At 40.7% G+C, this 16,428-nt stretch carries 16 protein-coding genes; 8 read left to right on the top strand and 8 right to left on the bottom strand.

Going from position 1 to position 16,428, the window contains the following annotated elements; all coding sequences use genetic code 11:
• Positions 1–12 precede the first annotated feature (12 nt).
• The 3 genes from B2W36_RS17285 (at position 13) to B2W36_RS17275 (ending at position 4,660) form a co-directional block, all read left to right on the top strand.
• Complete coding sequence (locus B2W36_RS17285; RefSeq protein WP_293888923.1) at positions 13–3,120, top strand: efflux RND transporter permease subunit; 3,108 nt, start codon at positions 13–15, stop codon at positions 3,118–3,120.
• 226 nt (positions 3,121–3,346) lie between these two features.
• A complete protein-coding gene (locus B2W36_RS17280; protein WP_209578942.1) occupies positions 3,347–4,180 on the top strand; it encodes a sulfite exporter TauE/SafE family protein in 834 nt (277 codons plus the stop codon).
• A 78-nt stretch (positions 4,181–4,258) separates the two neighbouring features.
• The gene (locus tag B2W36_RS17275; protein ID WP_293888921.1) at positions 4,259–4,660 is read left to right on the top strand and encodes a DUF1634 domain-containing protein; all 402 of its coding nucleotides are present in this window, start codon (positions 4,259–4,261) and stop codon (positions 4,658–4,660) included.
• Positions 4,661–4,668: 8 nt separating this feature from the next.
• On the opposite strand, the gene B2W36_RS17270 is transcribed toward B2W36_RS17275, so the two are convergent.
• Entirely contained in the window at positions 4,669–5,235 is a 567-nt protein-coding gene (locus tag B2W36_RS17270; protein WP_293888919.1) for a GNAT family N-acetyltransferase, read from the bottom strand.
• A gap of 220 nt (positions 5,236–5,455) precedes the next feature.
• Between B2W36_RS17270 and B2W36_RS17265 the strand changes: the two genes are divergently transcribed.
• Both B2W36_RS17265 and B2W36_RS17260 read left to right on the top strand, forming a co-directional pair.
• Entirely contained in the window at positions 5,456–6,043 is a 588-nt protein-coding gene (locus B2W36_RS17265) for a Crp/Fnr family transcriptional regulator (protein WP_209578945.1), read from the top strand.
• 103 nt (positions 6,044–6,146) lie between these two features.
• Positions 6,147–6,740 (top strand): YceI family protein, encoded by a 594-nt coding sequence (locus B2W36_RS17260; protein WP_293882275.1) that lies wholly within the window; start codon positions 6,147–6,149, stop codon positions 6,738–6,740.
• Between the two features lie 65 nt (positions 6,741–6,805).
• On the opposite strand, the gene B2W36_RS17255 is transcribed toward B2W36_RS17260, so the two are convergent.
• The 4 genes from B2W36_RS17255 to B2W36_RS17240 all read right to left on the bottom strand — a co-directional run bounded on the left by B2W36_RS17255 (position 6,806) and on the right by B2W36_RS17240 (position 10,605).
• Positions 6,806–7,591 (bottom strand): SDR family oxidoreductase, encoded by a 786-nt coding sequence (locus tag B2W36_RS17255; RefSeq protein WP_209578947.1) that lies wholly within the window; start codon positions 7,589–7,591, stop codon positions 6,806–6,808.
• A gap of 75 nt (positions 7,592–7,666) precedes the next feature.
• The gene (locus tag B2W36_RS17250) at positions 7,667–9,319 is read right to left on the bottom strand and encodes an ABC1 kinase family protein (RefSeq protein ID WP_293882272.1); all 1,653 of its coding nucleotides are present in this window, start codon (positions 9,317–9,319) and stop codon (positions 7,667–7,669) included.
• Positions 9,320–9,470: 151 nt separating this feature from the next.
• Positions 9,471–10,112: a hypothetical protein gene (locus B2W36_RS17245; protein ID WP_293882270.1), complete on the bottom strand. Its 642-nt coding sequence runs from the start codon at positions 10,110–10,112 to the stop codon at positions 9,471–9,473.
• Positions 10,102–10,605, bottom strand: coding sequence for an RNA polymerase sigma factor (locus tag B2W36_RS17240; protein ID WP_293882268.1), 504 nt, complete (start codon positions 10,603–10,605; stop codon positions 10,102–10,104). Before B2W36_RS17240 ends, B2W36_RS17245 begins: the two co-directional genes overlap by 11 nt.
• Positions 10,606–10,723: 118 nt before the next feature.
• On the opposite strand from B2W36_RS17240, the gene B2W36_RS17235 reads away from it, so the two are divergent.
• Positions 10,724–11,161 carry an acyl-CoA thioesterase gene (locus B2W36_RS17235; protein WP_293882266.1) on the top strand — a complete coding sequence of 146 codons (438 nt, stop codon included), beginning with the start codon at positions 10,724–10,726 and terminating at the stop codon, positions 11,159–11,161.
• A gap of 171 nt (positions 11,162–11,332) precedes the next feature.
• Here B2W36_RS17235 and B2W36_RS17230 read toward each other — a convergent pair whose 3' ends face one another.
• The 3 genes from B2W36_RS17230 to B2W36_RS17220 form a co-directional block, all read right to left on the bottom strand.
• Positions 11,333–11,776, bottom strand: coding sequence for an Hsp20/alpha crystallin family protein (locus B2W36_RS17230; protein WP_293882264.1), 444 nt, complete (start codon positions 11,774–11,776; stop codon positions 11,333–11,335).
• Between the two features lie 217 nt (positions 11,777–11,993).
• Positions 11,994–12,704, bottom strand: coding sequence for an AAA family ATPase (locus B2W36_RS17225; RefSeq protein WP_293882262.1), 711 nt, complete (start codon positions 12,702–12,704; stop codon positions 11,994–11,996).
• 78 nt (positions 12,705–12,782) lie between these two features.
• Complete coding sequence (locus B2W36_RS17220) at positions 12,783–13,151, bottom strand: dihydroneopterin aldolase (RefSeq protein ID WP_293882260.1); 369 nt, start codon at positions 13,149–13,151, stop codon at positions 12,783–12,785.
• A 73-nt stretch (positions 13,152–13,224) separates the two neighbouring features.
• Here B2W36_RS17220 and B2W36_RS17215 point away from each other — a divergent pair, with 73 nt between their 5' ends.
• A complete protein-coding gene (locus B2W36_RS17215) occupies positions 13,225–13,953 on the top strand; it encodes a 3-keto-disaccharide hydrolase (protein ID WP_209578955.1) in 729 nt (242 codons plus the stop codon).
• A 264-nt stretch (positions 13,954–14,217) separates the two neighbouring features.
• The gene (locus tag B2W36_RS17210) at positions 14,218–16,401 is read left to right on the top strand and encodes a S9 family peptidase (protein WP_293888917.1); all 2,184 of its coding nucleotides are present in this window, start codon (positions 14,218–14,220) and stop codon (positions 16,399–16,401) included.
• Positions 16,402–16,428 lie beyond the last annotated feature (27 nt).

Here is a 16,428-nt window from a genome sequence, read left to right as displayed (position 1 = left end):
GCATTTACACGAATGAACAAATTCATTAAGAATATCATTGCCTTTTCCATAAAAAATAAAGCCTTTACCTTTATTTGGGTGGCTATCTTGGCTATTTCTGGTTTTATCAGTTTTAAAAGTATGCCCATTGAGGCATTTCCGGATGTTACCAATACACAGATAACCATCATTACCCAATGGAATGGTCGGAGTGCAGAGGAAGTCGAACGTTTTGTGACTACACCGATTGAATTGGGCATGAGCCCGGTACAAAAGAAAACGAGTATACGTAGCACGACCATGTTTGGCCTCTCCATTGTCAAAATCATCTTTGATGATGGTGTCGACGATACTTTTGCCCGCAACCAAGTCAATAACCTCCTGCGATCCGTGAGCCTACCAGACGATGTCGATCCGGATGTACAGCCCCCTTACGGTCCTACTGGAGAAATTTTCCGCTATACATTACACAGCGATCAACGCAATTCACGCGACCTTCTTACTTTACAGACATGGGTCATTGACCGGGCGCTGCGGGGTGTCCCCGGTGTAGCCGATATCAATGTTTTTGGCGGACAAGATTTGGTTTACGAAATCAGTACAGACCCCATAAAGCTCGACAAATTTAACCTGACACCTTTACAGGTATTTGATGCCGTGAGCAAAAGTAACCTGAATGTGGGTGGAGATGTTATCGAAAAAAGCGGTCAATCCTACGTTGTACGAGGTATTGGTCTAGTCAACTCAATCAATGATATCGAAAACATCACCGTAATAAATCAAAAGGGAAATCCTGTATTCGTCAAGAATGTGGCTGAAGTGAAAGAAAGCGCGATGCCTCGCGTCGGCCAAGCCGGTTTTGGTAAGAATGATGATGTAGTAGCAGGAACCATCGTAATGCGCAAAGGTGAAAATCCAAGAGAGGTATTGACTGCTGTAAAAGCGAAAATAGATGAGCTTAACAACAAAATCCTCCCCAAAGACGTCAAGATGCAAACTTTCTATGACCGTGACAACCTCATGGATTTTACAACACATACCGTTATGCATAACTTGATCGAAGGTATTGTGCTTGTCACCTTGATGGTACTGCTCTTTATGGCAGACTGGCGCACCACGGTTATCGTTTCCATAATCATACCTCTCGCCTTACTTTTTGCCTTTCTATGCCTTAAACTGGCCGGCATGAGTGCCAACCTGCTTTCTTTAGGCGCGGTAGACTTCGGTATTATTATCGACGGTGCCGTGGTTATGGTGGAAGGGATATTTGTCATGCTGGATCATAAGGCACACAAACTTGGCATGGAAAAATTCAACAAGATGGCCAAAGCAGGCTGGATCAAACAGACAGGAACGGGATTGGGTAAAGCCATCTTTTTTTCCAAACTGATTATCATTACCTCATTGATTCCTATATTCTCCTTCCAGAAAGTTGAAGGAAAGATGTTTGCGCCACTAGCCTTTACCCTAGGTTTTGCCTTATTGGGAGCGCTGCTTTTTACCTTAACGCTCGTTCCTGCTTTATCACATATTCTGCTCAATAAAAATGTGCGCGAGCGCCACAATCCCTTTGTGGAATTCTGGAATAGGGTCGTTGCTAAAGGATTTGGTTTCACCTTTAGAAACAAACGTCTGAGCATGATCCTCGCAATTACTTTATTGGCGGTAGTCTTGTTTTCTGCAAAATTTTTAGGAACAGAATTTTTACCAACATTAAACGAAGGATCCCTTTGGGTTACTGCTGAGATGCCTATGAGTACTTCTTTACGTGAATCGGTTAAAACAACCAAACTATTAAAAAGTACGTTGGAAACCTTCCCTGAGGTCACTGGTGTGCTCTCCCAAACTGGACGGAGCAACGATGGTACAGATCCTAACGGGTTTGGTTTTGTTCAGTTTGCCGTAGCGCTAAAACCCAAAGAAGAATGGACGCGCAAAATCACAATGGATCAGCTGATTGATGAGATGGATCACAAACTCAAACAATATCAAGGTATTACCTACAACTATTCACAACCTATTTCGGATAATGTTGCTGAGGCAGTTGCTGGTTTCAAAGCTGAAAACGGAATTAAGATTTTTGGCGACGACTTAACGACTCTAGACCGTCTTGCAAAAGAAGTTTATGCACAAGTAAAAGGTATACAAGGAATTAAAGAGCCAGGTATTATTCTCAATATTGGCCAGCCCGAAGTGAGCGTGGTATTGGATCGAACACGTATGGCAGCGTTTAACGTTCTGCCCGCCGATGCACAGGCGGTACTCGAAATGGCCTTCGGAGGAAAAACAGCCTCCATCTTGTACGATGGCGAACGTAAGTTCAATATTCGTCTGCGCTACGCTCCCGAATACCGGAAAACAGAAAAAGATATTGCGCAGCTGATGGTTCCCTGTGGTGATGGCACATTAATTCCACTTAAAAGTATTGCCACCATTGAAAAAGATAATGGTGCTGCTTTTATCTATCGCGACAACATCAAACGCTATATCGGCATCAAATTTTCCATCCGTGACCGTGACTTAGGAAGCACCATTGCCGAAGCACAGCAAAAAGTCAGTAAAATAAAGCTGCCTGAAGGGTATTCCATTGGCTGGACTGGGCAATTTGAAAATCAGCAACGTGCTACACACCGTTTAGCTCAGGTGGTTCCGATCAGTCTGGTCGTTATCTTCTTCTTACTGTTCATTCTGTTTGGTAATATCAAAGACTCTTTGCTCGTATTAGCCAACGTTCCCTTTGCTCTGATTGGTGGAATTATAGCTTTGCACGTTACAGGTATGAATTTTGGGATATCGGCAGGCGTAGGAATGATTGCATTATTTGGTATTTGTATCCAGAATGGAGTAATCCTGATTTCAGAATTCCATCAGAATAAGAAAGATGGACTACCGAATGACCAATCGATCTATAAAGGTGTAAAATCGCGAACAAGACCTGTGGTTATGACAGCATTGATGGCTTCTATAGGACTCTTACCAGCTGCACTATCTACCGGTATCGGTTCGGAATCACAAAAACCGCTGGCAATCGTGATCATCGGCGGATTAATCTCAGCAACTATATTGACCTTGCTGGTTTTTCCGATCATCTATGATATCTTCAATAGAAAAGAAAAGATACAGCAAACAATAGCCGAATAGTGTTGTCTATAGCTTGTATACAATTTACTTCGATCAATGAGCGCCATCGATACTACACTAAGCGACAAGGCCACAACACATGCCAATTGCTGAGGCAGTATCGATGTAACAATTGTATCTCTTGCGGCTTTTATGTTTAAAAAGCGATAAAAAGCCCTTAATTTTGAAACAAATTACCTTCCTTAAAACAATTTGTGTTGTAAGGATCAAAACAAATAATATATTTATGACTATTCTCACGTTTACAATCATCCTTCTCCTAGGTGCGTTTGTAGCAGGGCTATTAGGATCGCTGACAGGCTTAGGCGGAGGGGTCGTTGTGATACCTTTATTGACACTCTTTTTTCATGTTGATATTCGTTATGCCATTGGAGCAGCATTGCTTGCTTCCATAGCCACTTCTTCCGGTGCCGCAACAGCTTATGTCAAGGAAGGCATTACCAATATCCGGCTAGGTATGTTTTTAGAAATCGCTACCACTATTGGGGCGGTCATTGGAGCTGTTATCGCTATTTATATGCCGACGAATACCATCGCCATAATCTTTGGTTTTGTACTAATCTTCTCGGCAGCCATGACTGTGCGTAAAAAAAATGAGCACGCACACGCTGGAGGTTCCCCTTTAGCTGAAAAACTAAAGCTAAACAGTACGTATCCAGTGGAGGGAAAATTAATTCCCTACAAGCTAACCAATATTGTGGGAGGCTTTTCATTGATGGGTGTGGCGGGTGTTATCTCCGGTTTATTGGGGATCGGTTCCGGATCCCTTAAAGTACTTGCAATGGATAGCATGATGAAAATTCCATTTAAAGTCAGTACAACAACGAGTAACTTTATGATCGGTGTTACCGCAGCAGCTTCTGCTGTCGTGTATCTGCAAAGAGGTTATATGGATCCAGGTATTGCATTTCCGGTAATTTTAGGGGTATTAGGTGGTGCCATTACAGGATCTAAGCTCCTAAAACGTATGAATCCAAAGACTTTACGGATCATTTTCGCTGTCGCCATAACATTCGTGGCCTTAGAGATGATTTTCAATGGATTCCAACATAAATTTTAAAAAACATACGTTACACAATGGCATAATTAATTGTGTAAGGACCTTCATCTATACGAAGAAGGAAAATAAATAATCAAAATGAAACACGTATTTTCCAAACATTATTGGGGAGACAAAGATATCTCGCTACTCGTCGGACAAATTTTACGAACAGGAGTTGTCATCGCTTCTTCCATTCTCGTCCTCGGCGGCATCCTCTACCTGATTGTTCATGGACAGGAAACTGTACCAAATTACAGGGATTTTGTCGGTGAGGAAAACGCCAACACTACAATTACTGGGATCATTACTGGCGCATTCAGCCGAAATGTCCCCCAAGTCATACAGCTTGGAGTCCTTTTACTGATTTGCACCCCTATTGTACGGGTAATTGGTTCACTATTTGGATTTGTAATCGAAAAGGACAAGCTTTATATCATCATTACATTGATCGTATTAGCAGTCATTATAGGGAGCATACTTAGCGGCGTCAAGGGATAATAATCACCTTATCTCTTGGCGCGCAGCCAAGAAGATTTCTCCAGCACATATTCAAAATTCTTCCTCTCAGGTTCATTTACAAAACTCACCATCCGCTCGGCGACTTTAAGTGCCCCCAAGCGTTCCACGGCCTTCTGTGAGCGATAATTATCCGCACCAACATGCATAAAAATGCTGTCTACAAAATTGAATGCAAAGTCAAACATCATCTCTTTGACTAAAGGATTAATGCCCACCCCCCAATAAGCGCGCGCATAAAACGTAAATCCAACAAAAATTGATCTTCCAACCTCGTCAAGCCCATAGTATCGTGTACTGCCAATACATGCAGCATTCTTCTTGTCATAGATTAAATAAGCCGATTTGCTTGCTAAAGCAGACTCAAAAAATTGGCGGAAAACATCTTCTTTCCAACGGTCTTTATTGGGATGCTGTTCCCAGATCAGTGGATCCTTGGCAACTTGATATAGCGCATCGAAATCCGATGGTTCCATGATCCTTAATAAGACATTATCATTTTCGAGCGTGTTGGGAGCGACAAACTTCATGCGACACAGTGCTAGTTTAGTAATCAAAATATTTCAATTTCTATAGAATATACCAATTAATGATGAAACTAGCTAAATTAAGGGGCTAACATGATAAATATTACACAGAAATGTAGATCTTAACAAAAATTTTATTCGAGCATGAAGCTAATCTCAGTGTAATCGTACGCCTAATCTGAATTGGCTATTGACAGGAATCTTAGCGCATGTTAAATTAGCTTTACAAAATTTTGTATTTTACAGCCAAATGGAACAATTTAGGGAATTTGTAAAACAACGTATTGATGTCACAGAGGACGAGCTGAATGACATCGTTTCACGTTATCAAGTCAAAAAAATAAAGAAAAAAGACTATTTTCTACGCGCCGGTGAAGTTTGCCATCATGAAGCATATGTGGTGAGCGGTCTATTTAAATCATTCTATATCACTGCCGACGGGATAGAACATATCCTACAATTTGCGATTGAAGATTGGTGGATTGGTGATATTGCGAGCTTCAACTATCAGGAGCCGGCACTACAAAACATCCAGGCGCTAGAAAACGCTGTCGTGCTTACCCTGTCAAAAAAAGATAAAGACAAACTCTACAAAGATCATCCAATCTTTGAAAAACTTTCGAGGATAATGGCACAGCGTGCACAGATCGCATCCCAACATCGTATCATTTCGAGTATCGGATTTACTGCTCAGGAGAGATATCTTGATTTTATCAAGAGGTATCCCAAAATCTACCCTAGGATTTCAAATATGCAATTAGCTTCCTATCTCGGCGTCACACAAGAGTTTCTTAGTCGCCTAAAAAGGCAGCTATTAAAGCCGAATCGAAATTCTTGACCTACATCAATTTTTTCTTTACAAGTTTATACCAACTTTGCAGAAGTTTGTTCAAACAAACAATTTGAACATATTTCAGTTATCTAAATAAAAAGAAAACAAGATGAATAGATTTTTCCAAGTTTTGGCAGGAGCAGTATTAATGATTAATGTTGCTGTAGCACAAGTAAAATGGTCTGCAGACCCAGCGCATACAAATGCAAGATTTGATGTAAAACACTTAGGTATCAGCTTTGTTGATGGTGAATTTACAAAAGTAGAAGGTACAGTTGAAACAGCAACAGGTACAAGTTTTAACAATGCCAAAATCAATTTTTCTATTGATGTCAACAGTATCGATACACGTGTCGCTGCCCGAGACAACCACTTGAAAACTGACGATTTCTTTGCTGCAGAAAAATTCCCTAAAATGACCTTGAAGTCTGTTAGTTTTAAAAATGCAAAAGTAAAAGGAAAATATGTAATGGTAGCGGATCTAACAATCCGTGACGTAACGAAAAAGGTAACTTTCGAGGTCACTCAAAATGGAGGAATCATTACTGATCCTTGGGGCAAAACACGTGCAGGCTTCACGGCCAAAACAACAATTAACCGCCACGATTTTGGATTAAAATACAACGATAAACTACCTTCGGGTGTAGAAGCTGTTGCTTCGGATGTTGACATCATTGTAAACACCGAATTGGTGTTAAATTAATTGGAAAATAATAAATCACACAAACTTGGTGGCTATCCGATTTGATATCAGATAGCCATCATTTTTTACAGACCTTTTAGCAGACCGCCATCCAGCGGAATATTGGCACCGGTAAGATAGCTTGCGTAAGTTGAGCAAAGGAAAGCGACAAGATAGCCATATTCCTCCGGTTTACCCAAACGTTGTGCCGGAACCTGTTTTAAGCGTATTTGCAGCGCGTCATCATAGGATATGCCCAAACGCTGTGCATCCAGATTGGTTAGCGACTGTATGCGGTCAGTATCAAATAATCCTGTCAAGATGCTGTTTACTGTCACACCATCTTTGGCAACATCCTCCGCCAACGATTTACTCCAACTAACCAATGCCGTACGGATGGTATTGGATAATACCAAGTTAGAAACCGGCTCCTTTACCGTAGAAGAAGAAACATTAATAATACGACCATATCCGTTAGCTTGCATATAGGGCAACGCACATCCGGTCGTGTAGCAGTGATTTTGAAACAAGAGTTCAAAAGCATCCTGATAATCAGCAAGATGCTTTTGTGCTATGGTTCCTGCTTGGGGCCCATTCGAATTGTTGATTAAAATATCGACGTTATTCGACTCAAAATAATGTGCTATCTGTTTTTTATAGGCTTCGTGATCGTTGTAATTCACGAGTAAATATTGATGTACCTGCCCTTTAGACCTGTCTAGACTTTCACAGGCATGCTGTAGCTTTTGCTCATTTCGGGAGGCTAAAGTTACCGATACGCCACAAGAGGCAAGCACTCGAGCAATCCCGGCACCTATACCCGTTGAACTCGCTCCAATCAAAGCCTTTTTCCCATTTAGATTAATTTCCATATTGTTATTTCCTATCTTATTCTGTAGAAACATGCCTAACTAGTCCTCTTCACTAAAACGCTATATTCGATTCGACTAATCATTGTCCTTTGCCCGAATCATGGCAATAAATAAATAGACTGCAAAAACCCAAGCCGAACCTAAGCATATCCAGGCAAAAACGGGGATTCCCCACCATTTCGGTTCAACTCGAGCCACGATGATCATTCCGCCCAGCAAATTGAGCGACATAAACATAATGCCAATGACGATACGATTGACCCCTTTTCTTAGGATCGTATTGAAAGATCGGGCGCTGATCAAACGATGGTTGAGGGTAAAATTTCCTGTCCGGAATAAGCGTACTAGCGCACGCATATCTTCCGGTAGTTTCTCCACATCACGAACAAACGACTCCACTTTATATTTTCCTTTTTTGAACATTGCCTGCGGAGAGAGCCTTTCCATCATAATCCGTCGCGCAAAAGGCTTAATACTTTCCATAATGTTGAGATCAGGATATAATTGACGGCCTATCCCCTCCATCAAGGAGATGCCCCGCATCAACTGATAAATATACTCCGGAAAATACAGGCGATTGTCGCCAATAATTTTCCATAATTTATTGAACAATAAATCTAAGCTAAGATCACCAAGTGATACATTATCGATCATATCGAAAATCTCATAAAGCGAGCGCTCAAACTGATTGCGGTCTGGTATATGACTAACGACAGCTACATCTTCAATCACGTCAGCAAGCCGGACAGCATCCTCCGATATTGCCGATTGAATAAACTCTTCCAGCAGCCTACGGTCTATACCCAATAATTTACCCATATTTCCAAAATCCAAAAAGGCAATCCGCCCATCTGGCATTACCATCATATTTCCTGGATGCGGATCGCCATGGAAGAATCCATGGATAATTACCTGTTCGAGATACAAATTGATCCCATTCTTAACAAGCGATTGAACGTCCATTCCCCGCCGCTTGATTTCTGCCACATCCGTAACTTTAAAACCATCCAGATACTCCATGCAAAGCACGCGATCAGACGATAGTTCGGGGTAAACCCTGGGCACCTTTATATCTTTATTTCCCTTAAAATTTTTAGCGAACCGCTCAATATTGTGTCGTTCAATCGCCAAAGACATCTCCTCCTGCAAAGTCATGGAGAAAGATTCGACAATCAAAGATAGATTAAGGTTTTCCAGTACATCATTGTACATGGTCAGGATTTTGGCAATATCACGCATGAGTGCCAGATCACTGCGCATCATCTCATCGATACCCGGGCGTCGCACCTTTAACACCGTTTGGGTACCATCTATTAAGGTTGCTCTGTACACCTGAGCGATAGAAGCTGCAGCAAACGGCTCGGCCACAATCTCCTGAAAATACGCGTCAATATCCAACGCCAGTTCTTCTGCGAGATAAGATTTAATGTCCACTTCAAAAGGCGGAACATTATCCTCCAGGCGTTTAAGTTCATCTACCAAATCTTTCGGCAGCAGCCCCTCCCGAGTCGAAGCAGATTGTCCAAGCTTGATAAAAGCCGGACCTAACTCCTCAAGCGCCATACGTATACGGGCATATACACTGACTGTATCAACGTCAATGGAATGATCTACCGACGCTCTAGACCCTTTCCATGGCAACCGAGCGATTGCGTCTTTAAAACCATATTTGGCCAATATACTTAAGATCTGGGAACTACGCTGTAACTTCTTTGTCGGATTAAACATAACGGACCTTGGATTTCGATAACAATATACGAAATATCCATGCCCAAAAAACACAGCCAGCTGTGAAACGACGTTGATATTTCATATAGATTTAAAATACTATTACCAATACACCAAACAAAAACCTTACCTGTTTTAGCTCCGACAGTCTTTATTCCGTCTCCAATTGATCCAGCTTCTCTTTGATCTGAATGAGGTAACGACTATAATAGCAACGAATCATAATTTCCGTCACACCAACAACCAAAACAATAGACACAATTGCCGAGAGGATCATCCAAACAATAAAATTAGGATCCGCTGCAAAAGTCTCCTTGAAGTGATATAATCGATCAAACCATACACTCGTTCGGTTCTGGGCGATCATGATCAGATAAAGAAACAATGCTTGTGGAATCATCACATAGGCTGCAATACGATACGTCTCAACGGCATACTTTAAATCGTAATACGTTTTGAGCAAATGTTCTTTAGAGGCTAACAGTTCGATCTGCTTTGTACTTTTTACCAAGTAAAAAAACCTCCGGTAATATAGAAGACTCGATAACGATATCTGTACGATAAAAAAATAATAGGCAAATGCTGCATAACCTTCGATCTTATAAATGGGTAATATAGGCACCAAAAATAGAAAACACATACAACACAACCATGAAATAAACTCGCGCTTGATGTTCTTGCGCAGCTTGCCCATAATATTGCCCACCTCCTTGTAGTACTTGAGATTTGGATTCTGCAAATCTTCATCTGTCGGCTGTTCCTGCCAAGATTTCTTTAACTCATCAAAATTCATAGTTATATTTTTTAATGATCTGTTGAATTCGCTCTTTTGTGCGGTTCAATTTCACCCGGGCATTCACCTCCGATATACCCAAATTCTCTGCAATTTCCCGATGACTTTGGCCCTCTAAAAACAAAAAGATCAGCGCTTTTTCAATTGCATTGAGTTCCTGTACTGCCTGATAGAAAACTTTTAATTGCTCGTCTTTATCAGCGTCATAACCTTCATCCGCAGCGTCATGCCGTTCGTCCAACGCATCGTAAATCTGATGCTTCTTTTCCTTTTTTAAGAATACCATGGCCGTATTAAGAGCAACACGATACATCCATGTCGAAAATTTACTCTCCCGCTTAAATGTTCCGTAGGATTTCCACAATTGATATACGATTTCCTGATACAGGTCCTGCCGCCCATCGTGATCATCCATATACATACGGCTCACCTTAACGAGAATACCTTTATTCTCATCAATTAATCTAAGAAATTCTATTTCCGATGGGTTCACCTAGCGACTTTTTATTAAATTTAGTTTAGGTAATAAGTATAGCAAACATGCAAAATGTTACAGCTTTATTTAAAAATATGTAAATTGTTATTAAAAAAGAGACTTATCGCTAGAGATTATGGAAAATATATTTTATGAAGGTCAGATCATTTGGGCGCAGATCGATGCAAATAGACATATGCGCCATTCTGCTTACGCTGATATTTGTGCACAGGCCCGCAGTAATATGCTGCACAAGATGGGATTTTCTCTCGATAAATTTGCCGAATATCATATCGGCCCTATACTATTCAGAGAAGAACTCCTATATTTTAAAGAAATCCATCTGGACGAATATGTACAAGTCAGAGTGGAATTGACGAAATACAACAAAAACAATAGCCGGTTTTCATTTATGCATCAGGTATTTCGTTCTGACGGAACCCGCTGCTGCACAGTTCATGTCGATGGAGCATGGTTAGACCTTCAAAAACGGAAATTAACAAAATTACCAGCAGAACTAGAGCCCTTTCTCGCCAAAATTCCTCGAGCTGAAAAATATGAGGAAACAGAATAATCTATAGTAAAAATACCAGCAAACTGATACAAAAGAAAAAATCCCTTGGAACACAAATCAGGTTCCAAGGGATTAAAACATAAACTAAACCTAAAAACTATTTTCCTTTATTCTTCTTCTCTCGTTCTTTCGGTCATCTCAAAAGCGGATATGCTGTACAACTCTTCTCAATTACTTCACTTCAATTAAACGCTTAGCGATAATTGCATCCTCTTTCTTGCCCACAGTCAAAATCAATATCCCTCCTTCATACGCAGCCTCAATACTGCTGTAGTCTACCGTATCCGGCAAAGTAAACGAGCGCGAGAACGATGAATAATTGAATTCTTTTTTACTGTATAATTTTTCTTCACTGACAGTTTCCTCCTTTTTCTCTGCCGAAATTGTAATCAGATTTTTGTCTACATTGATCTTAAAATCAGACTTATCCAATCCGGGCGCAGCCATTTCAACTTTGAAAGATTTCTCGGTTTCTGATATATTTACCGCCGGGACACGAGATACCAAACGATCTGAAATAAAATTATCATTGAATAAATTATCAAATACAGTGTTTACAAACGGATTTACAGCGTCAGTATTTAAACTTTTTGATGGGAATTTAATTAATGCCATTTTTTTGTCCTCCTAATTTTTTGTTTTATTATTAAGCTTTTTTGTTCTAACTATTTGAGAGGAATTATTCAATTTGCGTACCACAGCTAGTTTAGAGACAAAATGACACTTATCAATAAAAATAAATGTCATTTTGTCTACATTAAGACACGATATGACGGTTTAGGCTCCCCATTCACACAGAAAAGCACAGCGACACAGGTATTCAAAAAAAACGTTAAATTTCATGATTTTCTAGCGCAGCAATCAACAAGGATTTGACGGCATCGTAAATATAATCTTTGGCCTCTGCATAAGAAATCCCATAGCGCCGAGGAACGACTTCAGCATACTGTGGAAAAGGCATAAACAGATTTTCATAATAGGCATCTAACTGTCCGTTGGTCGGTAACTCAAACGCCAGACGAAGCTGAAAACGTCGAATGATGGCGGTGTCCAAAATCTCGGGATGATTCGTAGCAGCAACCAATACCGCTTCAGCAGGAAAATAATCGATCAGCTGGATAATGGAAGTTACAAGGCGGCGCATTTCACCCACATCCTTTTCTTCACTAATCCGTGCCTTGCCAATCTGGTCGAATTCGTCTAAAAACAAAACGGCCTTTTCGCGCCCCGCTTTGTCGAAGACCTGTTTCAAGTGTTGCGAAGTCTCCCCAATACGAGACGAAATAAGATTGCTTAAATTCAACACATAAATGGGTTTGTCGAGCGCCGTTGCCAGGGCTTTGGCCGTTGTGGTTTTTCCACAGCCAGAATAACCATGCAGTAAAATCTTATTGCTGACCGGCAGACCATATTGTGCAAGCTCTTTGATATAACGATGCTCTTTAATGAGCTGCAAAAGCTTCTGACGACTTTCTTCCTGTAAGAAAACCGCTTCCAAAGCGATCTTTTCTTTATCAGCAATGACCAGATCAAAAATATTCATAGTATACTTTTAAGACATTCAAATAACGGTTGCTAAAACTAAATCTTTCAGGCGACATACGGCTGATCCAGTTTGGTTTTAATCCTTGAAATAGTTAAGACTGACTTGTGAGCAGGCAAGATCGCCGCCGAAGGGAGGATTTGATTTTCGTATGACGACTTCGATCGTTACAGCATGGGATACCCTATTTCGAATCTGATCCAATATTTCTGACGCAGCAGATTCAAGCAATTTGCGTTTAGGTCGCATTACGCTGGCGGTAATTTGGTAAAGTTCCTCGTAATTGAGCGTATTTTTCAAATTCTCCGTCTCCAAATTCAGAAATGGAAAACATACGTCAATAGAGACAAAAAATTCGTTACCTAACACCTGTTCTTCTTCATAATAACCTATCGGTGCATAGAATCGTGCTTCTTTTAGTGATACTGTCTGTAAAATGGTTGCCATGTACAAACCTAAGGAAATTGTTCCATACAAAAGGGATTATTTGTATATTTAACCATTACCAAAAACCCAACAGATGAACTCTTTTTTATCCTCAGCGATAGCATTAACACTCTTATTTGGCGCGACAGGGCTACATGCCCAGACCAATATGAAACCCACTGACACGGAATATTACAGTCCTGTCCCTCCAACCATAACAATCGATCATGGCATACCGAGCGATGCCATTGTCCTTTTTAACGGCAAGGATCTCAGTAAATGGAAAGGTGAAAAAGGGCAAGCCAACTGGACGGTGAATAATAATGTACTCGAAGTAAAACCCGGAGCTGGAGCCATTGAAACAAACGAACATTTCACCGATTTCCAACTGCATGTGGAATGGAAAAGCCCCGAAGTTATCAAAGGTGAGGGTCAAGGAAGAGGCAATAGTGGAATTTTTTTACAAGGGCTATATGAGATTCAGGTACTGGACAACAACAACAATCCGACTTATGTGAACGGTGGAGCAGGCAGTCTTTACAAGCAGCGTCCACCACTGGCACAGGTAATTGCGCCAGACAAATGGCATGTGTATGATATTATTTACAAAGCCCCCCAATTCAGTAAAGATGGAATATTAATCTGTAAAGGAACTGTAACCGTGCTACATAATGGGGTATTAGTGCAAAACAATACCCAAATCGAGGGTACTACAGAGTATATAGGGCTGCCCAAACAAGTAAGCCACGGTCCAGGCCCGATCATGCTACAGGATCATGGTGATCTGGTTCAATTCCGAAACATATGGTTACGTAAATTGTAGCAAACCAGCAAGAAGTAGAGGTTTGCAGCAAGCAATTTTAGTTACGAAAGCAACAATTCTGTATTAGGTTTTATAGGGCTATTTCCCTAATTTTAGCCCTATAAATGTTAAAATAAAACGGAGTATACTACGTTCTTTGTGCATTAATCTTTTGCCCGCAGCAGACCTCTTAGTTCGAAGTGTGTAGAGCAAAGCGCAAAATAACCGTTGGAACGGGTTCACGTATGCCGTTGAGAATAAACTTTCACAAAATATTACAGCTTAATGAAAAGAATTGCGCTATTCTTCTTGTTGGCAAGCTCCTTAGGCAGCTATGCACAACGCAACCTCAATTTAGAAGAAACAGTCTTTGGCCCCCGCACCTATGCGCCGACATCGATCGTTGGTGCGTCGTGGATCCCTAAATCCAGCACCATCTCCTATCTCGATAAATCATACCAGAATCTATTATCGAAAAGCTCGACAAACAATTGGAGCGAGACAACTCTGGCATCTAAAACGGACCTTGAAACCGCTTTAAAGGCGGCTATCCCAAACGACTCATTCAGTCTTCGGATGTTTCCTTTTGAATATAAATGGCATGACGGAAATTCGCTCTTACTTCAGGTTGAAGGAAAAGATAAAACGTACTCCGTAACTTACAACATTCAATCAAAAACTATTGAAAGCTTTATCGGCAATGACGACAAAGGTGCGAATCGTGAAGTAAGTTCGGACTTTTCTAAAATCGCTTACTTAGTCGAAAACAACATTGAAGTTATTGACAAGAATGGCAAAATTACTGCTGTAACAGATGACAGCAATAAAGGGATTGTCAATGGAAGCGATTACACACACCGTCAGGAATTTGGTATCAAGAAAGGAATGTGGTGGAATAATCAGAATGACAAACTACTTTACTACCGTAAAGATGAAACTATGGTAGCCAATTATCCTTTACCACAATGGAGCTCCAGAATTGCGGACATCAAATGGATAAGATACCCAATGGCAGGGCAAAAATCAGAAGAAGTTTCTTTGGTGGTTTACAATATCACCACTGGACAAAAAGTGACCCTTCAAACCGGTGAGCATTCAGAGCAGTATCTCACCATGGTTACCTGGGATCCTTCTGGAAAATACATCTATGTCGGACTCCTTAACCGCGGACAAAATGACCTTAAAGTAAACAAATACAATGCTGAAAACGGTTCCTTGATCAAAACATTATTTGAAGAAACTGCAACAACCTGGGTTGAGCCTGAAAACCCGTTAACATTTTTACCAAACAAACCAGATCAATTCCTTTATCAATCTGATAAGGATGGTTACAATCAGCTTTACCTATACAATACCAACGGTAATTTGATTAAAAAGTTAGGCTATAAAGACATCGTCATGGAAACATTGCTCGACTTCTCGGCCGATGGCAACAAAGTAAGTTATACCGGCGTAACCAATAATGGTTTGGATCGCCAATTATTCGAAGTTGATCTAAAATCGGGTAAGACGATTCAGTTAACACATGAATCTGGTATGCACCATGCTGCCTTAAGTGACGACGGCAAGTATATCTACGATCAATACAGCAATTTAAAAACACCTAATAAAGTTCAGATCAAGAACATCAAATCTGCTAAAGAAACAACCTTAGTCAATGCCGAAAACCCTTTTACGGGGAAAATAAATGATCCTAAAATCGAATTTGTACAATTAACTTCTGCAGATGGAAAATACCCTTTGACAGGACGTATCATTTACCCCAACGATTTCGATCCTGCCAAGAAATACCCGGTCATGTACTATTTATATGGCGGATCACACTCACAGTTGGTGTCTAACAAATGGTTAGGCGGAGCAGGCTACTTCGACATGTATATGGCCCAGCAAGGTTATATCGTCTTCACGATGGACAATCGCGGCACCAATTACAGAGGTCGGGATTTTTACACCGCTACCCATCGCAACCTCGGCCAAAATGAAATGGCCGATCAAATGAAAGGAATTGAATTCCTGAAATCAAAATCTTTTGTTGACCAACAACGGATGGGTATTTTTGGCTGGAGCTTCGGTGGATTCATGACCACTTCCTTCATGCTGCACCACAACGAGATCTTCAAGGCTGCAGTAGCAGGAGGTCCAGTCATCGACTGGAAATTTTATGAAGTGATGTATGGAGAGCGTTACATGGACACTCCAAAGGAAAATCCAGAAGGCTATAAATTAACATCACTGCTCAATAAAGCCGATCAGCTGAAAGGAAGACTATTGATTATTCACGGTGCACAAGACCCTGTTGTTGTACAGCAAAATAGCATGGAGTTTTTAGAAGCCTGCATTAAAGCCGGTAAGCAAGTAGATTATTTTCTATACCCTACGCACGAACACAATGTGATGGGGAAAGACCGTATCCATATGTACGAAAAAATTGCTGACTATTTTAATCAACATCTTAAAAACCCTTCTTAGTTAAAAAAAGCCAAGAAGAGTCACGAT

It is taken from the genome of Sphingobacterium sp. UBA3549, assembly GCF_002376635.1.
Lineage (GTDB): Bacteria > Bacteroidota > Bacteroidia > Sphingobacteriales > Sphingobacteriaceae > Sphingobacterium.
The sequence above is the reverse complement of the archived record's forward strand: the minus strand, read 5'-3'. Positions and strand labels throughout refer to the sequence as shown.